The organism is Paracoccus aminovorans (assembly GCF_001546115.1).
Taxonomy (GTDB): Bacteria; Pseudomonadota; Alphaproteobacteria; order Rhodobacterales; family Rhodobacteraceae; genus Paracoccus; species Paracoccus aminovorans_B.
This window is the reverse complement of sequence record NZ_KQ955208.1, coordinates 1,730,793-1,749,685: the sequence shown is the minus strand read 5'-3', so window position 1 is coordinate 1,749,685 and position 18,893 is coordinate 1,730,793. Positions and strand designations below refer to the sequence as shown.

The following is an 18,893-nucleotide window of genomic DNA, read 5'->3' as shown; positions in this document are numbered from 1 at the left end:
TAATTCCGAACAACGCTAGCCCCCTCCGTATTACCGCGGCTGCTGGCACGGAGTTAGCCGGGGCTTCTTCTGCTGGTACCGTCATTATCTTCCCAGCTGAAAGAGCTTTACAACCCTAAGGCCTTCATCACTCACGCGGCATGGCTAGATCAGGGTTGCCCCCATTGTCTAAGATTCCCCACTGCTGCCTCCCGTAGGAGTCTGGGCCGTGTCTCAGTCCCAGTGTGGCTGATCATCCTCTCAAACCAGCTATGGATCGTAGGCTTGGTAGGCCATTACCCCACCAACTACCTAATCCAACGCGGGCCGATCCTTCTCCGATAAATCTTTCCCCCAAGGGGCGTATACGGTATTACTCCCAGTTTCCCAGGGCTATTCCGTAGAGAAGGGCACGTTCCCACGCGTTACTCACCCGTCCGCCGCTAACCCCGAAGGGTTCGCTCGACTTGCATGTGTTAGGCCTGCCGCCAGCGTTCGTTCTGAGCCAGGATCAAACTCTCAAGTTGAAACGGCATGAGCCGTATCCTTGACGTAAGAACCTTGCACATCTGTCTCCTGCGCCTAGCAGGAGATCATCTCTGCTTGTCGTTCCACTTCCGTGAACCGTCAAACAGTGAAGCTGACACTCTCATCATCGGTTACCCTAGAGAGCCGATATGCAAACTTCCCAGTCGAAAACGACCAGACCGCCCGCATATCCCTTCATTCATACAGCAATGTCAAAAAGCAAAGGAAACAAAACAACCCAAACCGCGCCACTTCCTTACTGGCGCCGTCCAAGCCATCAAGTCCCAGATTGTCTCGGTTCCGCTCCCGCTTCCCCGTCCCGTCCGACGCTGCCGTCGTTCGGTGAGCGGGTATTTAGGCCGCGGCACAAACACCCGCAAGAGGGAAAAAACAAGAAAATGACAGTTTCTGGTAAGATACTGAATATAAATGTTTTTCATTGCCAATTGTTCACCGCCGCGACGACAGCGCGGCCGCTCGGCGCCACCTAGCCGCGAGATCTGGACACGCCCGGGACCAGCGAAATCCGCGCCAGACCCGGCAAACGCAGGGAAAGCAGCAGCAGAATCGCGCCGAGAATCATCAGCGGCCATGATTCCCAGACCTTCAGCGCCCAGAGCCAGTGAATCGCCGCCAGCAGGGCCCCGGGATAGATCAGGCGGTGCAGGCGCCGCCAGTTCCGGCCCATGCGCCGGATCGAGAACCGGTTCGAGGTGACCGCCAGTGCCAGCAGCATCGCGAAGGCCAGCATGCCGAAGACCAGATAGGGCCGCTTCACGATGTCCCGCAGCATCTGCGCCCAGAGAAAGCCCATGTCGAAGACCACCCAGGCCAGCAGGTGGCAGCCGAGATAGGCAAAGCAGATCAGCCCCAGCGCCTGGCGAAACCGCATCAGGTTGAGCCGCGTCAGCCGCAGCAGAGGCGTCACGGCCAGGGTCGCCAGCAGGAAATAAAGCGCGGTGCGTCCCAGCCGATGCTCGATGTCGCGGACCGGATCGACGCCCAAGCCACCCGCCAGCGTGTCCCAGATCAGCAGCGCCAGGGGAATCATCCCGCCCAGCCAGACCGCCCAGACCGGCAGGCGGCGCAGCCAGCCATTCAACCGCTGGATCAATAGTTCTTCCTCAGGTCCATGCCGGCGTAGAGATCCGCGACCTGGTCGGCATAGCCGTTGAACATCAGCGTGTCCTGCCGGCCGCCGAACAGGCCGGCGCCGATGCGCCGCTCGGTGGCCTGGGACCAGCGCGGGTGGTCGACCTGCGGATTCACATTGGCGTAAAAGCCGTATTCGGAGGGTTGCAGCATCTGCCAGCTGGTCTGCGGCTGCTTGTCGGTCAGGGTGATCGAGACCACCGACTTGATCGACTTGAAGCCGTATTTCCACGGTACCACCAGCCGGATCGGCGCGCCGTTCTGATTGGGCAGCACCTTGCCGTAAAGTCCGGTCGCGAGGATGGTCAGCGGATGCATCGCCTCGTCCAGCCGCAGCCCCTCGCGATAGGGCCAGTCGATGCTGCGGCTGCGCTGGCCCGGCATCTGCGCCGGATCCTCGAGCGTGCGGAAGGCCACGTATTTCGCCCCCGGCTGCACCCCCGCCTTGGCCAGCACCGAGGCCAGCGGCACGCCGAGCCAGGGAATCACCATCGACCAGGCCTCGACGCAGCGCAGGCGATAGATCCGCTCCTCGAGCGCCGAGTCGGGCGCCAGATCCTCGACGCCGTAGCGGCCGGGCTTGTCGACCATGCCGTCGATCGCGACCTGCCAGCCGGCGGTCTTCAGGCTGCCGGCATATTCGGCCGGGTCGGTCTTGCCGGTGCCGAATTCGTAGAAATTGTTGTAATGGGTGATGTCCTCGAAGCTGTTCGGCTTTTCATCGGTCGAAAAGCCCGAGGGCTTGCCGCTGAGCCCCAGCGCCGGCGTCGCCAGCATGGCCAGCCCGGCGGCCAGGAAGCTGCGGCGGTTCAGGAAATCCGCCTCGGGCGTCACGTCGGACCAGCTGAGCTTCATGGCGCATCCTTTCATCCAGCCCGACCATGATGCCACCGGAGCCGGCGCAGGCCGATGAAATTCCGCGTGAACGGGAAAGGGCGGCCGCGAAGGCCGCCCTTTCAAGGCTCAATGCAGCGGCGCGCGCGGGCCGCTTTCGCCGGCCTCGCCCAGATGGGCGCCGGTCACCCGGTTGCCGACGATCAGCCCCTCGGGCCCGGCGCCGACATGCACGGTCTGGCCGTCCAGCACCTCGCCGCCCAGGATCATCTCGGCCAGCGGGTTCTGCAGGCTGCGCTGGATCACCCGCTTCAGCGGCCGGGCGCCGAAGACCGGGTCATAGCCTTCGTCCGCCAGCCATTTCATCGCATCCTCGTCCAGGTCCAGATGGATGTTGCGCTGCGCCAGCCGGTGTTCCAGGCCCATCAGCTGGATCCTGACGATGCCGTCCATGTTCTCGCGCGTCAGGCGGTGGAAGATGATGATCTCGTCCAGCCGGTTCAGGAATTCGGGGCGGAAATGCGCCCGGACCGCGTCCATGACCTGCGACCGCGCCTGGCTCGAATCCGCGCCGTCGGGCAGCGCCGACAGCGCCTGCGCCCCCAGGTTCGAGGTCAGGATGATCAGCGTCTGCTTGAAGTCCACCGTCCGGCCCTGGCCGTCGGTCAACTGACCGTCGTCCAGCACCTGCAACAGCACGTTGAAGACGTCCGGATGCGCCTTTTCGACCTCGTCGAACAGGATCACCTGATAGGGACGGCGCCGCACCGCCTCGGTCAGCGCGCCGCCCTCGTCATAGCCGACATAGCCCGGAGGCGCCCCGATCAGCCGCGCGACCGAATGCTTCTCCATGTATTCCGACATGTCGATGCGGACCATAGCGCTGTCGTCGTCGAACATGTATTCGGCGATGGCCTTGGTCAGCTCGGTCTTGCCAACGCCGGTCGGGCCCAGGAACAGGAAGCTGCCCAGCGGCCGCTTCGGGTCATTGAGCCCGGCGCGGGCACGGCGCACGGCATTGGCCACCGCCGTCACCGCCTCGGACTGGCCGATGACGCGCTTGCCCAGCACCTCTTCCATCTTCAAGAGCTTCTCGCGCTCGCCTTCCAGCATCTTGCTGGTCGGGATGCCGGTCCAGCGCTCGACCACCTCGGCGATCTGCTCGGGGCGCACGGCCTCCTCGACCATCGGACCCTCGTCGGGGCCCTCGGCCTCGGCCAGCTTCTTCTCCAGCCCGGGGATGATGCCATAGGACAGCTCCCCGGCGCGGGCCAGGTTGCCCTCGCGCTTGGCCTGGTCCAGCTCGGCGCGGGCGCGGTCCAGCTGCTCCTTCAGGTTGCGCGAGCCTTCCAGCCTGTCACGCTCGGCCTGCCAGCGCGCGGTCATCGTGGCCGAGCGCTCCTGCAGCTCGGACAGCTGCCTTTCCAGCTTCTCCAGCCGGTCCTTGCTGGCGGCGTCGTCTTCCTTCTTCAGCGCCTCGGCCTCGATCTGCATCTGCAGGATCTGGCGGTCGAGCTGGTCCAGCTCCTCGGGCTTGCTGTCCACCTCCATGCGCAGCCGGCTCGCCGCCTCGTCCACCAGGTCGATGGCCTTGTCGGGCAGGAAGCGGTCGGTGATGTAGCGATGCGACAGCTGCGCCGCCGCGACCAGCGCCGCGTCGGAAATGCGCACGCCGTGGTGCAGCTCATATTTTTCCTTGATGCCGCGCAGGATGCTGATCGTGTCCTCGACCGTCGGCTCCAGCACCATCACCGGCTGGAAGCGCCGGGCCAAAGCCGCGTCCTTCTCGATATACTTGCGGTATTCGTCCAGCGTGGTGGCGCCGACGCAATGCAGCTCGCCGCGGGCCAGCGCCGGCTTGATCAGGTTCGCGGCATCCATGGCGCCATCGGTCTTGCCGGCACCGACCAGCACATGCAGCTCGTCGATGAACAGCACGATCTCGCCGGCGGCGTTCTCGATCTCCTTCAGCACCGCCTTCAGCCGCTCCTCGAACTCGCCGCGGTATTTCGCACCGGCGATCAGGGCGCCCATGTCCAGGGCCCAGAGCTGCTTGTTGCGCAGGCTTTCCGGCACGTCGCCGTCGATGATGCGCAGCGCCAGGCCCTCGGCGATGGCGGTCTTGCCGACGCCGGGCTCGCCGATCAGCACGGGGTTGTTCTTGGTGCGGCGCGACAGCACCTGCATGGCGCGGCGGATTTCCTCGTCCCGGCCGATGATCGGGTCGATCTTGCCGTCGGCGGCCGCCTCGGTCAGGTTGCGGGCGTATTTCGACAGCGCCTCATAGCTGTCCTCGGCGCTGGCGGTATCCGCCGTGCGGCCCTTGCGGACATCGTTGATCGCGGCGTTCAGCGCCTGCGCCGTGACCTTGCCGGCGCTGAGCGCGTCGCGCGCATTGGTGTTGACCACCGCCAGAGCGGTCAGGATGCGCTCGGCCGGAACGAAACTGTCGCCGGCCTTCTTGGCCAGCTTCTCGGCCTCGTCCAGCACGCGCACCATCGAGGGGTCGACATAGACCTGACCCTGCCCGCCGCTGACCTTCGGCTGCTTGCCCACGGCCAGGTCGACCGCCTGCCGCACCGCCTGGGCATCGCCCCCGGCGCGCGCGATCAGGTTGCTGGCGAAGCCCTGGTCGTCATCCATCAGCGCCTTCAGCAGATGCTCGGGCATCACGCGCTGGTTTTCCTCGCGGATCGCAATGGTCTGGGCGGCCTGCAGGAAACCGCGCGAGCGTTCCGTGAATTTTTCCATATCCATATGAAAATCCTTTCCTTAGCCCCCGCTTTGGACCGCCCGCAATGGCACGATCCGGCTCGGGTCTGCCTGTGACATGGGCAAGGACAAACGGGGTTTCAAGACGGCCGGTTCCCCCTTATAACCGCGCCGTTTGTCGCAGCCTTGGGTGAAACATGGATAACCGTCTGATCGTGGCGCTGGACGTGCCGAATGCGCTGGCCGGGCTGGAGCTGGCCAAAAAGATCGGCGACGCCGCCAGCTTCTACAAGATCGGGCTGGGCATGCTGACCGGGGGCGGGCTCGCACTCGCCAACGAGCTGAAGCAGGAACATGGCAAGCGCATCTTCCTGGATATGAAATTCTTCGACATCGGCGCGACGGTGCAGGCGGCGGTCAAGGGCATTGCGCAATACGACCTCGACTTCCTGACCGTGCACGGCGACCCGCATGTGGTGCGGGCGGCGAAACAGGGCGCGGCCGGGTCGAACCTGAAGATCCTTGCCGTGACCATCCTGACCTCGCTGGATCGCGCCGACCTCGATGCCGGGCTGATCGTGCCGGGCGACCTGGCCGAGATCGTCGCGACCCGCGCCGCCCGCGCCTTCGAGGCCGGGGCCGACGGCGTCATCGCCAGCCCGCGCGAGGCAGCAGCGATCCGCGCCCTGCCGGAATCGGCGGGCCGGCTGATCGTCACCCCCGGCGTGCGGCCGGCGGGCGCGGAGGCGGGCGACCAGAAACGGATCGAGACGCCCGCCACCGCCATCGCCAATGGCGCCGATCATATCGTGGTCGGCCGCCCGATCTGGCAGGCCGCCGACCCGCGCGCCGCCGCGCAGGCGATCCAGGCGGAACTCGCCTCGGCCTGATCAGGCGAAATTCTGCTGCCAGACCGGGGCGATCTCGGGCCGCGCCGCGGTCGCCTGGGCGCTGGCCCAGACCTTGGGCGCCTGGGCCTGGAACCACTCCGGGCCGGGCCGCCAATTGGTCATCGCCGCCGCATAGACATCCAGCGCCGAGAAGCGCTCGCCCAGCAGCCAAGGCGTGCCGGCCGCCCTTTCCAGGATCGACCACAGCTCCTGCAGCCGCGTGGTGCTGGCCTCGGCCAGTTGCTTCTGCGCCGGTTCCTCGGTCAGGAAGCGCGCCGGATCGTCGCCGAAGGTGAAGCAGGGATAGACCTGCGCCACCAGGAAGATCAGCCAGCGCAGGAACTGCGGCCGCTCGGGCGCATCCGGCCCGGGCACCAGATCGTCGCGCCCGGTCAGATCGGCCAGGTGCAGGGTGATCGCGGCGGTCTCCGACATCACCCGACCGTCGGGCAGGATCAGCACCGGGATCTGCCCGGCCGGGCTGATGCGCATCAGCGCCTCGCGCGCCTGCTGGTCGATGAACAGATCGGCGACCTCGACCGGCTCGAAGCCGATCCCGTAATGCGCCAGTTGCATCTCGACGATGGCCGAGCCCCAACCGCCGCGCCGGTAAAGCTGCATCACGGACATGACATGCTCCATGCTGACTCGCCCATGCGATTCGAGGCGGATCATGCACGGCCGGTGCCGATTCTCAAATATCCGCGCCGGCCTCGGCAAGGATCAGCCGCACGCGCTGCCGGAAATGCGGCACCGCGCGGGGATGGGCGATGAATTCCTGGACAGGCATCATGCGCCATTCCTGCCCCTCGTTGCCAAAGCGGATGGCGGCGATTTCCTCGGGGCGAAGCTGGCCGTGGAACATCCAGCTTTGCCGGCCGGGGTCGTTCCAGGCGGCAAAGGCGCGACCGGTCAGCCGCCCGGGCGCCAGGCGCAGGCCGAACTCCTCGTGAAGCTCGCGCAGGCCGCAGGCAAGCGGCGTCTCGCCCGGCTCGGCCCCGCCGCCGGGCAGATCCCAATGCGCCGGAAACGGGATATGCGGAAAATCGTCGCGCAGGCAGGCCAGCAGGCAGCCGGCATGGGTCAGCACCAGCTTGGCGCCGATGAAGCCTAGTTGTCGTTGATGTCGCGGGTCCAGCGCCGCACCTCGCCCCGGCTGGTGCCAAAGATGCGGCGCAAGGCCAGCCAGATCGCCCCGGTCAGCACCGCGGTCACCACCAGCGCCAGCGGCAGCCCGCCGGTCCAGAGCCCGACCAGCAGCGCCAGGCCCATCAGCCCGACCGCGATGGCGGCGCCCAGGAAGAACCAGCCCGGCAGCGCCAGTTCCAGCGCGGCCAGCGCCAGCCCGACGGCGATCCAGATCCAGCCGTTCATCATGGCCGCGGCCCCCGGAACAGCTTGAAGGCGTCGCCCATGGCCTCGACGGCCGCGGCGGGCAGGATCACCGTCTGCTTGCCCTGGCCCTTGCCGACCTCGGCCAGGGTCTCGACCTGCTTCATCGCCACCTGATATTGCGCGGCCTCGATGCCGCCGTCGCGGATGGCGGCGGCGATGGCATTGGTGGCATAGGCCTCGGCATCGGCCAGGATGCGCTTGGCCTTGGCCTGCTGCTCGGCGGCGTAAAGATCGCCGTCGGCGGCCAGCTCCACGGCGCGGCGGCGGCCCTCGGCCTCGGTCACCTGGGCGCGGCGGGCGCGCTCGGCGTTCAGCTGCTGCAGCATGGCGGCGCGGGTGGCCTCGTCCAGGTTCACGTCCAGGATCTCGGCCCGCGTCACCTCGATGCCCCAATCGTCGACGATATTGGCCAGCGATTCGCGGATGCGCTCGATCAGCGGGGCGCGGTTCGACTGCACCTGGTCCAGCTCCATGGTGCCGATCTCGGACCGCACGATGCCGGCGACGGTGGTGGTGATCGCCGCATCGACGTCGCGGATGCGATAGACGGTCTTTTCCGGCTCGATGATGCGGTAGAAGACGCTGGTTTCCACCTGCACCAGCACGTTGTCCGCCGTGATCGCATCCTGGCGCGAGGTCGGCAGCTGCCGTTCCAGCACCGAGATGCGATGCGCCACGCGGTCGAGGAAGGGCACGATGAAGTTGATCCCCGGCCCCAGCACCGCATGCAGCCGGCCGAAGCGCTCGACGACGAATTTCTCGGATTGCGGCACGATGCGCACGGCGCGGCTGACGGCGAAGAAGATCACCACCGCCAGCACGATCAGGGCGATGTTCCGGCTGAGCAGGTCCGAGAGTTCGGGCGGCATCGGCAGTCCTTTTCTATTCGGCGGCGATGGCGCCGTCGGTCGCATCCGGTCGCAGCCGGGCCAGCCGCGCGACGACACGGGCGAAGCGGGCCTCGAACTGCGCGAAGTCGGCGCGCGGCTCGATCCGGCCCTCGTCCATGTAAAGCGAGCGGTCCAGTTCCAGCTGCACGACATGGATATTGTCGCGCGGCCTGCCATAGGTCGCGGTGACATAGGCGCCGGCAAAGGGCGAGTTGCGGCGGACGCGGAAGCCCTCGGCCGTGGCGGCCTCGGCCACGGCGGCGCTGATGCGGGGCGCGGCCGAGGCGCCGTTGCGGTCGCCCAGCACCATGTCCGGTCGCGGGCGCGGCAGATGCGCCAGCGCGTCGCGCGGCATGGAATGCATGTCGATCAGCACCGCGCCGCCGAAGCGCGCCACCGCCTCGTCGATCAGGCCCGAAAGCGCGCGGTGATAGGGATGCCAGAAGCGCGCGAGCCGGCTTTCGGCCTCGGCCCGCGGCATCGGCCGGTCGTGGATGGAACGCCCCTGCGAGACGACGCGGGGGATCACCCCCAGCCCGGCCATGATGCGCGGGTTCATCGCGGGCGGCGTGGCGCCCTGCACCACCAGCGGGTCGATCTCCTCGGGGCCCCGGTTCAGGTCCACGACCGAGCGCGGCACCCGCGCGGTCAGCAGCGCCGCGCCATGGTCCGGCGCGCGCCGAATCAGCCGGTCGACGAAGGCATCCTCGGAGGAGCGCAACTGCTGCGCGTCCAGCCGCGATTCGGCCAGGAACCAGTCGGGATAGGCGCAGCCGGAATGCGGCGAGGCAAAGATCACCCCGCCCTGCCAGCGGTCCGGCCTTGTCAGGTCATATACGCTGTCTTCGCTGTCCATTCCCCAGGGTTCCGCGCGTGGTCCCGGCGTCGATTCCGGGCAGAAAGACTGAAAGCCATTCGCCCGCGAACCGCAAGCGCGAAAGCCGGCGATTGAGGGCTTGAAACCCCCGGAGGAGGTGGCTATAGACACGCGGACCAAGGCGATCCGGCGGGTTTTCTCGCAGAATCACCTGTTCGTGGGCGGTTAGCTCAGCGGTAGAGCACTACGTTGACATCGTAGTGGCCACTGGTTCGATCCCAGTACCGCCCACCATTCTGTTTCGCGCCGCCGGTGCCTGCCGGCGGTATTTCGTTTTCAAGGCGCGACCTAGCGATGCGCCGCGATAGGAGAAGACCGATGAAGGTTCGCAATTCGCTCCGCTCGCTCAAGAGCCGCCACCGCGATTGCCAGATCGTGCGCCGCAAGGGCCGGATCTATGTGATCAACAAGACCAACCCGCGCTTCAAGGCCCGCCAGGGCTGATCCGCGGCTTGATCGCTGTTTTCGAACGCCCGTCGCGCGGTTGTGCGGCGGGCGTTCTGCCGTTCCGGCTGGCGCGGTCGCTGGTGGGGGCCGACTGCCCCCACGCCCCCGTGGATATTTTTCCAAGAAAGAAGTCCTAGAAGCGGGACAGGATCAGGCCGCCGCCGACCATCAGCGCCGCCAGCGCGCGCGGCAACGAGATCTCGCGGATGGGCAGGCCGAAGGCGCCGGTGCGATCCAGGAGGATGGCGGCGAGGATCTGGCCCAGCGCCAGCGCGCAAAGCGCGGTCAGCGCGCCGAGCCGCGGCAGCGTCCAGACCATGGTCCAGACATAGAAGGCGCCGAGCGCGCCGCCGGCCCACATCCACCATTCCATCGAACCGGCGCGCAGGAAGGCCCGGCCCTGCCCCAGGCCGATGGCGGCCAGCGCCAGGATGCTGAAGCCGACCCCGAAAGAGATGGCGGCGGCCGCCAGCGGGCTTTGCACGCCGCGGCCCAGCGCCGCGTTGATCGGCGCCTGGACCGCGATGCAGACCCCGGCCAGCGTCACCAGCCCGGCGAGCAGCAGATATGGCATGGCTTTTCCCCTTGCGACGCATGTCCTGCGCGGGAATAGCCCCTGCCGGGCCGAAGGGCCAGCCTTGCGCCGCCGGCGTCAGTCGTAACTGCGGCGGTCCTCGATCACCTTGCCGTCGTTCGGCAGCGAGCCCGGCGCGACCAGTTCGATGCGACCGCGCAGCTTCAGCGTGTCGAAGACCGCGCCCTCGTAGCGCGCCGCGTCCTGGGCGCCGGTCTCCAGCAGCACCGTCATCACGTCCATGTCGCCGGCGCGATCGGCCACCACCCGGGCGCGGGTGATCTCGGCGTGGCGGGCGACCAGCGCCGCGACCTGCTCGGGGCGCACGAACATGCCCTTGATCTTGGTGGTCTGGTCGGCGCGGCCCATCCAGCCCTTGATGCGCATGTTGGTGCGACCGCAAGGGCTGGTGCCGGGCAGCACCGCCGACAGGTCGCCGGTGGCGAAGCGGACCAGCGGATAGTCGGGGTTCAGCGTGGTGACCAGAACCTCGCCGACCTCGCCCTCGGGCACCGGGTCGCCGGTGCCGGGGCGGACGATCTCGACGATCACGCGCTCGTCCACGATCATGCCGTCGAGCGCCGGCGATTCATAGGCGATCAGCCCCAGGTCGGCGGTGGCATAGCATTGCGTGCAGGCGATGCCCCGCTCGGCATAGGCTTGGCGCAGGCTGGGAAACAGTGCCCCGCCCGAAACCACGGCGCGCGAGAACCGCATGCGCTCGCCCATCTCCTCGGCCTTGTCGAGGATGATCTTCAGGTAGTCGGGCGTCCCGGCATAGGCGGTGGTGCCGATGTCGACGCCTGCACGGACCTGCAATTCGGTCTGGCCGGTGCCGGCCGGCAGGGTCGCGGCGCCGACCGCGCGGGCGGCGCTTTCGAACATCATCCCGGCCGGAGTCAGGTGATAGCCGAAGCAGTTCTGCAGGATGTCGCCCGGGCCGATGCCGGCGGCATGCAGGAAGCGACCCAGCCGCCACCAGTCGCCGTCGCGCCGGCCCGGCTCATAGATCGGGCCGGGGCTCTGGAAGATGTTCTCGAAATCCGCGGCCGGGCGCGTGGTGAAGCCGCCGAAGGGCGGTGCCGCCTTCTGCGCGGCCGAAAGCTCGGACTTGCGCAGCACCGGCAGCCGGGCCAGCGCCGCGCGACCGGTCACCGATGGCGCATCGACGCCGGCAAGCAGCGCGGCCAGCCCCGGCGCGGATTGCGCCCGGGCCACGGCGCGCGGCAGTTCGGCCGCCAGATCCCTGTCCCGCGCCTCGGGGCTGCGGGTTTCCAACTGGTCATAGAAGCTCATGGGGTGCCTTTCCGAACTCAGGCCAGCCAGCGCTTGCGCCGGCGATAGCTGCGCACGTCGCGAAAGCTCTTGCGGCCCTGATCCGACATGCCGAGATAGAATTCCTTGACGTCCGGGTTCTCGCGCAGCGCCTCGGCCGGGCCGTCCATCACCACCCGGCCGCTTTCCAGAATATAGCCGTAATGGGCATAGCGCAGCGCGACATTGGTGTTCTGCTCGGCCAGCAGGAAGGTGACGCCCTCGCCCTCGTTCACCGCGCGGACGATCTCGAAGATCTGCTCGACCAGCTGCGGCGCAAGCCCCATCGAAGGCTCGTCCAGCAGGATGCATTCCGGCCGCGACATCAGCGCCCGGCCCATGGCGCACATCTGCTGCTCACCGCCCGAGGTATAGCCGGCCTGGCTTTTCCGACGCTCTTTCAGGCGCGGGAAATAGGCATAGACCATCTCCAGGTCGCGGGCAATCGCGGCCCGGCCGTCGCTGCGGGTATAGGCGCCGGTCAGCAGGTTTTCCTCGATGGTCAGGTGCTCGAAGCAATGCCGGCCCTCCATCACCTGGATCACGCCCTTCTTGACCAGGCTGGCCGGGTCCATGTCCTGCACGCGCTGGCCGCGATAGCTGATCGCGCCCTTGGTGACCTCGCCGCGCTCGGAATGCAGCAGGTTCGAGATCGCCTTCAGCGTCGTGGTCTTGCCGGCGCCGTTGCCGCCCAGAAGCGCGGTGATGCCGCCCTTGGGCACCGACAGGCTGACGCCCTTCAGCACCAGGATGACGTGGTTGTAGATCACCTCGATATTGTTGACCTCGAGCAGGGTCTCGCGGTCGGGCGATGCGTCGAACATGGCTTTTCCCCTTGCATGGGTGGCCCCGGCGGCGGACCGCCGGGGTGCGGGCTCAGCAGCGCGGCGTGATGCCGGCTTCCTTGGCATAGGCCTCGCTGTCCTCGAGGATCAGCGGGTCGAGGATTTCCTGATCCGGCGCGGTGAACTCGGTGATCAGCGTCCATTTCTTGGCCGCCGCATCCCATTGCTGCAGCCGCGCCATGCCGCTGCCACCGTGGTTGTCGCAGCTCATCTTGATCTCGGGGCCAAAGTCCGGCAGGCCGATCTCGGTCAGGCGCTCGGGGGTGATGTCCAGCGCCTCGAACCCGTCGCGCAACTGGGCGGCGTTGATCTCGGCGGTGCCGGCCAGTTCCTGCGCCTTCCTGATCGCCTCGGCGATGACCACGGCGGCATACATGCCGCGCGAATAAAGCGCCGAGCCGACGAACTGCCCGCCCTGCGAGGCCTTGCCCGGTTCGACGACGAATTTCTGCATGTCGGCGTAAAGCGGATAATCGGTGCCGACGCCGTTGAAGGTCAGCGACTTGTAGCCGTTCGCGGCGGCGCCGACCGGCAGCACGTCAACCTCGGAGCCCGACCACCAGATGCCGATGAAGTTCTCCATCGGGAAGCGGATGTTGGCAGCCTCCTGGATCGCGGTCTGGTTCATCACGCCCCAGCCCCACATGATGACGTAATCCGGCTTGTCGCGGCGGATCTGCAGCCATTGGCTTTTCTGCTCCTGCCCGGGCGGGTCGATCGGCAGCTCGGTCAGGGTGAAGCCGTGCTTCTTGGCCAGTTCCTGCAGGGTGCGGATCGGCTCCTTGCCATAGGCCGAGTTGTGATAGACCAGCGCGATCTTCTTGCCGTTCAGGTCGCCGCCGTTCTGGTCCAGCAGGTATTTCACCGCGACCGAGGCGCCGTCCCAATAGTTCGCCGGCGCGTTGAAGATCCATTCGAAGACCTTGCCGTTCTTGGCCGAGGTCCGGCCGTAGCCCGGGGTATAAAGCGGGATCTTGTCGGCCGAGACCTTGGGGATCAGCTGATAGGTGATGCCGGTCGACAGCGGGTTATAGACCAGCGCGCCATTGCCCTTGGTCGCCTCATAGCATTCGACGCCCTTTTCGGTGTTATAGGCGGTCTCGCATTCCGGGGTCAGCACCTTCTGCCCGCCGATGCCGCCGTCGCGTTCGTTGAGCAGGGTGAAATAGTCGTTGAACCCGTCGGCATATTGCGTGCCGTTCGCGCCATAGGGGCCGGTGCGATAGCTGAGGTTCGGCACCACCAGGTCGGCCATAGCCGGTGCCGCCGCCATGACGGCGCCCAGCGCCAGGCTTGCGAGTTTCAGTTTCATCTTGGTCTCCTCCCCAAGGGTTTTCATGCGCCGGTTATCCGGTCGTTAATGCGGGAACGGCCAGAGCCGCAGCTTCTCCTTCGTCAGCCGCCACAGCCGCGCGAGGCCATGCGGCTCGACGATCAGGAAGAAGACGATCAGCGCGCCGACGATCATCAGCTCGATATGGGCGGCCAGGTCGGTCGGCCAGCCGAGTTGCGCCACCAGCACGTTCTTCAGGAACACCGGCAGCAGGACCAGGAAGGCCGCGCCGGCAAAACTGCCGAAGATGCTGCCGAGGCCGCCGATGATGACCATGAACAGGATCAGGAAGCTCTTGTTGATGCCGAAGGCCTCGCTGGCCTCGGCCGCGCCCAGGTAGACCGAGAAAAGCAGCGCCCCGGCGATGCCGACGAAGAAGCTCGAGACGGCAAAGGCCGACAGCTTGGCGGTCAGCGGGTTCACTCCGATGATCTCGGCCGCGATGTCCATGTCGCGGATCGCCATCCACTTGCGGCCCACGCTGCCGCGGGTCAGGTTGCGCGCCACCCAGGCCAGCACGACGGCAAAGACCAGGCAGGTCAGGTATTTCGCCGAGGCCGTGGTGGCCGGCCCGGTGATCGCCCAGCCGAACATGGTGCGTTCCGGCGCGTTGATCTGGCCCGAGGCGGAATAGTTGTAGAACCACGGCACCTTGTTGAAGAGCCAGACCAGGAAGAACTGCGCCGCCAGCGTCGCCACGGCCAGATAAAAGCCCTTGATCCGCAGGCTGGGCAGGCCGAACAGCACGCCGACCACCGCGGTAACGGCGCCCGCGACCACGATCAGGATCACGATCGGCACGCCCGGGAAGGCGGTCATCAGCTTGTAGACCGCATAGGCCCCCACCGCCATGAAGCCGCCCGTGCCCAGGCTGACCTGGCCGGCATAGCCGGTCAGGATGTTCAGGCCGATGGCCGCAATGGCATAGATCAGGAAGGGCACCAGCACCGCATTGGCCCAGTAGCTGTCGATGACCAGCGGCACGACCAGGAAGGCCACGGCCAGGATGGCGTAATAGCCCCAGCGGTCCAGCCGGATCGGGAAGGTCTGGCCATCGTCGCGATAGCTCGTCTTGAAGTCGCCCGCCTCACGATAGAACATCCGCCCCTCCCGGCTTTGCTGCTGGCTGGTGGGGGCTTCGCGCCCCCACACCCCCGCGGGATATTTTCACAAGAAAGAAGACCAAAGCCGCGCCCGGCTTCTTTCTTGCCCAAATATCCCCGCCGGAGGCATAGAATCTTTTCATCATTTCAGACCCGCTCGATGATGCGCTCGCCGAACAGGCCCTGCGGCCGGAAGACGAGGAAGAGCAGCGCCAGCACATAGGCGAACCAGTTCTCGGTCGCGCCGCCGACCAGGGGGCCGACGAAATATTCGAACAACTTCTCGCCCATGCCGATGATCAGCCCGCCGACGATGGCGCCGGGGATCGAGGTGAAGCCGCCCAGCATCAGCACCGGCAGCGCCTTCAGCGCGATCAGCGACAGGCTGAACTGCACGCCGGACTTGGTGCCCCACATGATGCCCGCGACCAGTGCCACGAAGCCGGCGATGGACCAGACCATGATCCAGATGAATTGCAGGCTGATGCCGACCGACAGCGCCGCCTGGTGGTCGTCGGCCACGGCGCGCATGGCGCGGCCTTGCTTGGTATATTGCGAGAAGCCGACCAGTGCCGCGACCAGAAGCGCCGCGATCACCGCCGCCCAGATGTCGAGCCTGTCGATGAAGAAGCCATAGCCCAGCCAGTCGTTGGTCAGCGTCTCGGCGGTTTCCGAGATGCCCTGCGGCAGGCCCACGTCCAGCGTCTTGACGTCGGCGCCCCACATCACGTCGCCCAGGCCTTCCAGGAACCACGCCAGGCCGATGGTGGCCATGAACAGGATGATCGGCTCCTGCCCGACCAGGTGCTTCAGCACCAGCTTCTCGATGGCGATGGCGAGGCCGACCATGACCAGCGCCGTCAGCGCGATGCCCAGCAGCGCCGGCACGGTCCAGCCGAAGCTGGAGACATGCGTTCCGAAGGCCGCGTTGATCAGATGGGCGAAGGGCACCCGGCCCTCCATGATGCCGACCAGCGTCATGGCCGCGAACAGCGCCATCACCCCCTGGGCATAGTTGAAGACGCCCGAGGCCTTGTAGATCAGCACGAAGCCCAGCGCGACCAGCGAATACATCACCCCGGCCATCAGCCCGTTGACCAGGACCTCGCTTGCGTAAAGGAATTCCATCCCCGCCCCCTATGCGTGTTCCACGCCCAGATAGGCGCTGATGACTTCGGGATTGTTGCGCACCTCGTCCGGGGTGCCGTCACCGATCTTCTTGCCGTAGTCCATCACCACGACCCGGTCCGACAGATCCATGACCACGCCCATGTCGTGCTCGATCAGGGCGATGGTGGTGCCGAATTCGTCGTTCACGTCCAGGATGAAGCGGCACATGTCCTCCTTCTCCTCGACGTTCATGCCGGCCATCGGCTCGTCCAGCAGCAGGATGCGCGGCTCGGCCGCCAGCGCCCGGGCCAGTTCCACGCGCTTCTTCAGCCCATAGGGCAGCCGGCCCACGGGCGTCTTGCGGATGTTCTGGATTTCCAGGAAATCGATGATCTTCTCGACCTGCGCGCGGTTTTCCACTTCCTCGCGCTCGGCCCGGCCCCACCACAGGGCCTGGCTCCAGAGCGGGGCGTTCATCTTGTTCAGCCGCCCCGTCATGATGTTGTCCAGGACCGACATGCCGTCGAACAGCGCGATGTTCTGGAAGGTGCGCGCCAGCCCCAGCCGCGCCACCTCATAGGGTTTCATCGCCGGGCGGCGCTTGCCCTCGAACCAGATCTCGCCCTCCTGCGGGACGTAGAAGCCCGAGATCACGTTCAGCATCGAGGATTTGCCGGCGCCGTTCGGGCCGATGATGGCGCGGATCTCGCCCTCGCGGATGTCGAAGCTGATGTCCTTGATCGCGGTCACGCCGCCGAAACGCAGGGTGATGTTTTTCAGGTCCATCAGCACCGGGCCGATGTGGCGGGCGTCGGGGGTCGGGTCATGGGTCATTCTGCGGCCACCCTTTGCGGCTCGGCGGTGGGAAAGGTGCGGGCGTCCTCGATCCGCAGCGTGGCGCGGATCTCGCCCTTGCGGCCGTCCTCATAGGTCACCTCGGTGCGGGTACTGACCTGCTCGCTTCCGTCGTAGAGCGCGGCGATCAGGTCGGCATATTTCTCGGCAATGATGTTGCGGCGCACCTTGCGGGTGCGGGTCATCTCGCCGTCGTCGGGGTCCAGCTCCTTGTGCAGCACCAGGAAGCGGTGGATCTGGCAGCCCGACAGCATCGGGTCGGCGGCGACGGATTCGTTCACCGCCTCGACATGCTCGCGGATCGCGGCATAGACCTGCGGATGGCCGGCCAGTTCCTGATAGCTGGCATAGGCGATATTGTTGCGCTCGGCCCAATTGCCGACCGCGGTCAGGTCGATGTTGATGAAAGCGGTGCACATGCCGCGCCCGGCGCCGAAGACCACCGCCTCCAGGATGTTGGGATAGAACTTCAGCTTGTTCTCGACATATTTCGGCGCGAACATCCGGCCGTCGGCCATGCGGCCCACGTCCTTGGCGCGGTCGATGATACGCAGGTGGCCCGAGCCCTCCTCGAAGAAGCCGGCGTCGCCGGTCGCCACCCAGCCCTCGGCATCCTTGGTCGAGGCAGTGCTTTCCGCGTTGTTGAAATATTCGACGAAGGTGCCGGGCGAGCGATAGAACACCTCGCCGCTGTCGGCGATCTTCAGCTCCACCCCCGGCGAGGGCACGCCCACCGTGTCCGAGCGCACCTGCCCGTCGGGCTGCTGGGTGATGAAGACCGAGGCCTCGGTCTGGCCGTAGAGCTGCTTCAGGTTGATGCCGAGGCTGCGGTAGAAATCGAAGATCTCGGGCCCGATCGCCTCGCCCGCGGTATAGCCGACGCGGATGCGGGAATAGCCCAGCGTGTTCTTCAGCGGGCCATAGACCAGCAGGTCGCCCAGGGCATAGCGCAGCCGGTCCAGCAGCCCGACCGGCTTGCCGTCCAGCAGGTCCGGGCCGATGCGGCGGGCCAGGTTCATGGCGTGGTGGAACAGCCCGCGCTTGATGCGCCCGGCGTCCTCCATGCGGATCATCACGCTGGTCAGCTGGCCCTCGAAGACGCGGGGCGGGGCAAAGAAATAGGTCGGGCCGATCTCGCGCAGGTCGGTCATCATGGTCTGCGCGCTTTCGGGACAGTTCACCGTGAAGCCGGCCCAATAGGCTTGGCCGACCGAGAAGATGAAGTCGCCGACCCAGGCCATCGGCAGATAGGCCAGCACCTCCTCGGCCTCGGTCAGCCTGTCGAAGGCGCAGGTGTTCCTGGCCGTCTCGATGATGTTGCGGTTCGACAGCACCACGCCCTTGGGCTTGCCGGTGGTGCCCGAGGTATACAGCATCACGCAGGTGTCGTCGTAGCCGAGGGCCGCGATGCGGCGGTCCAGTTCTTCCTCGTGGCGCTGATGCGCGGCGCGGCCCTCGGCCTGCACGTCGGCCAGCGCGTTCATGGCGCTGTGGTCGTATTTCCGCATGCCCCGCTTGTCGGTATAGATGATCTGCTCGATCTTCGGAGCGCCGGCGCCGACCTCCAGCACCTTGTCCACCTGTTCCTGGTCGCCGCAGACCACGAAACGCGCGCCGCAATGGCCCAGCACATAGGCCATCTCCTCGACCACCGCGTCCTGATACAGCGGCACCGGCACCGCGCCGCACATCTGCGCCGCGACCATGGACCAGTAATGCGCCGGGCGGTTGCGGCCGATGATCGCGACATGGTCGCCGGGCGCCAGGCCCATGTGCAGAAAGCCCAGCGCCAGCGCGCGGATTTCCTCGGCCGCCTGGGCCCAGGTCCAGCTTTGCCAGATGCCGAATTCCTTTTCGCGATAGGCCGGCCGCTGGCCCCAGGTCGCGGCATTGCGCGCCAGCAGCGCTGGAATCGACGGCGGTCCGCTGCGGTCCGGCTGGTTCTGCATAGATCCTCCCCTTGCCGTCCGGGCTCCTCTTCCCCTCTGGCAATCGCAGCTTACTGCGGCAATCCTTGCGTCAGTTTTGCCCGAATCCTACGAATTGTTACAACTG

At 66.5% G+C, this 18,893-nt stretch carries 18 protein-coding genes, 1 tRNA gene and 1 other annotated feature; of the genes, 3 read left to right on the top strand and 16 right to left on the bottom strand.

All coding sequences use genetic code 11. From position 1 onward, the window contains the following. Positions 1-7: 7 nt before the first annotated feature. Positions 8-498: a sequence feature (16S ribosomal RNA rRNA prediction is too short), on the bottom strand. A 496-nt stretch (positions 499-994) separates the two neighbouring features. The 3 genes from ASV56_RS09025 to clpB all read right to left on the bottom strand — a co-directional run bounded on the left by ASV56_RS09025 (position 995) and on the right by clpB (position 5,250). After that, positions 995-1,621, bottom strand: a complete 627-nt coding sequence (locus tag ASV56_RS09025; RefSeq protein WP_082724773.1) for a protein-methionine-sulfoxide reductase heme-binding subunit MsrQ — start codon at positions 1,619-1,621, stop codon at positions 995-997. After that, entirely contained in the window at positions 1,618-2,514 is an 897-nt protein-coding gene (msrP, locus tag ASV56_RS09020) for a protein-methionine-sulfoxide reductase catalytic subunit MsrP (protein ID WP_062561677.1), read from the bottom strand. The genes ASV56_RS09025 and msrP overlap by 4 nt, the downstream gene beginning before the upstream one ends. 108 nt (positions 2,515-2,622) lie before the next feature. Then, entirely contained in the window at positions 2,623-5,250 is a 2,628-nt protein-coding gene (clpB, locus tag ASV56_RS09015) for an ATP-dependent chaperone ClpB (protein ID WP_062561676.1), read from the bottom strand. A gap of 152 nt (positions 5,251-5,402) precedes the next feature. Here clpB and pyrF point away from each other — a divergent pair, with 152 nt between their 5' ends. Further along, complete coding sequence (pyrF, locus tag ASV56_RS09010; protein ID WP_062561675.1) at positions 5,403-6,095, top strand: orotidine-5'-phosphate decarboxylase; 693 nt, start codon at positions 5,403-5,405, stop codon at positions 6,093-6,095. Here the strand turns inward: pyrF and ASV56_RS09005 are convergent, their stop codons facing one another. The 5 genes from ASV56_RS09005 to ASV56_RS08985 form a co-directional block, all read right to left on the bottom strand. Further along, entirely contained in the window at positions 6,096-6,725 is a 630-nt protein-coding gene (locus tag ASV56_RS09005) for a glutathione S-transferase family protein (protein WP_253879933.1), read from the bottom strand. Positions 6,726-6,789: 64 nt separating this feature from the next. Further along, positions 6,790-7,185: an NUDIX hydrolase gene (locus ASV56_RS09000; protein WP_082724772.1), complete on the bottom strand. Its 396-nt coding sequence runs from the start codon at positions 7,183-7,185 to the stop codon at positions 6,790-6,792. Positions 7,186-7,205: 20 nt separating this feature from the next. Continuing rightward, complete coding sequence (locus tag ASV56_RS08995) at positions 7,206-7,472, bottom strand: hypothetical protein (protein WP_062561672.1); 267 nt, start codon at positions 7,470-7,472, stop codon at positions 7,206-7,208. Further along, the gene (locus ASV56_RS08990) at positions 7,469-8,359 is read right to left on the bottom strand and encodes an SPFH domain-containing protein (RefSeq protein ID WP_062561671.1); all 891 of its coding nucleotides are present in this window, start codon (positions 8,357-8,359) and stop codon (positions 7,469-7,471) included. The genes ASV56_RS08995 and ASV56_RS08990 overlap by 4 nt, the downstream gene beginning before the upstream one ends. A gap of 13 nt (positions 8,360-8,372) precedes the next feature. After that, a complete protein-coding gene (locus ASV56_RS08985; RefSeq protein WP_062561670.1) occupies positions 8,373-9,236 on the bottom strand; it encodes an N-formylglutamate amidohydrolase in 864 nt (287 codons plus the stop codon). Between the two features lie 180 nt (positions 9,237-9,416). On the opposite strand from ASV56_RS08985, the gene ASV56_RS08980 reads away from it, so the two are divergent. Together ASV56_RS08980 and ykgO are read left to right on the top strand one after the other, a co-directional pair. Next, a tRNA-Val gene (locus ASV56_RS08980) sits at positions 9,417-9,491 on the top strand. An 84-nt stretch (positions 9,492-9,575) separates the two neighbouring features. Then, positions 9,576-9,701, top strand: a complete 126-nt coding sequence (gene ykgO / locus ASV56_RS08975; RefSeq protein WP_017998967.1) for a type B 50S ribosomal protein L36 — start codon at positions 9,576-9,578, stop codon at positions 9,699-9,701. Between the two features lie 136 nt (positions 9,702-9,837). On the opposite strand, the gene ASV56_RS08970 is transcribed toward ykgO, so the two are convergent. The 8 genes from ASV56_RS08970 to ASV56_RS08935 form a co-directional block, all read right to left on the bottom strand. After that, complete coding sequence (locus ASV56_RS08970; protein ID WP_062561669.1) at positions 9,838-10,278, bottom strand: DMT family transporter; 441 nt, start codon at positions 10,276-10,278, stop codon at positions 9,838-9,840. A gap of 78 nt (positions 10,279-10,356) precedes the next feature. Further along, positions 10,357-11,574, bottom strand: coding sequence for a phenylacetate--CoA ligase family protein (locus tag ASV56_RS08965; protein WP_062561668.1), 1,218 nt, complete (start codon positions 11,572-11,574; stop codon positions 10,357-10,359). A 17-nt stretch (positions 11,575-11,591) separates the two neighbouring features. Continuing rightward, entirely contained in the window at positions 11,592-12,416 is an 825-nt protein-coding gene (locus ASV56_RS08960) for an ABC transporter ATP-binding protein (RefSeq protein ID WP_062561667.1), read from the bottom strand. Between the two features lie 52 nt (positions 12,417-12,468). After that, positions 12,469-13,749 carry an ABC transporter substrate-binding protein gene (locus ASV56_RS08955; RefSeq protein ID WP_062562294.1) on the bottom strand — a complete coding sequence of 427 codons (1,281 nt, stop codon included), beginning with the start codon at positions 13,747-13,749 and terminating at the stop codon, positions 12,469-12,471. 45 nt (positions 13,750-13,794) lie between these two features. Then, the gene (locus ASV56_RS08950) at positions 13,795-14,871 is read right to left on the bottom strand and encodes a branched-chain amino acid ABC transporter permease (protein ID WP_062561666.1); all 1,077 of its coding nucleotides are present in this window, start codon (positions 14,869-14,871) and stop codon (positions 13,795-13,797) included. Between the two features lie 149 nt (positions 14,872-15,020). After that, positions 15,021-16,001, bottom strand: a complete 981-nt coding sequence (locus ASV56_RS08945) for a branched-chain amino acid ABC transporter permease (RefSeq protein WP_062561665.1) — start codon at positions 15,999-16,001, stop codon at positions 15,021-15,023. 9 nt (positions 16,002-16,010) lie between these two features. Next, on the bottom strand, positions 16,011-16,817 hold the full coding sequence (locus tag ASV56_RS08940) for an ABC transporter ATP-binding protein (RefSeq protein ID WP_062561664.1): 807 nt from the start codon (positions 16,815-16,817) through the stop codon (positions 16,011-16,013). Next, complete coding sequence (locus tag ASV56_RS08935) at positions 16,814-18,787, bottom strand: AMP-binding protein (protein WP_062561663.1); 1,974 nt, start codon at positions 18,785-18,787, stop codon at positions 16,814-16,816. The genes ASV56_RS08940 and ASV56_RS08935 overlap by 4 nt, the downstream gene beginning before the upstream one ends. Positions 18,788-18,893 lie beyond the last annotated feature (106 nt).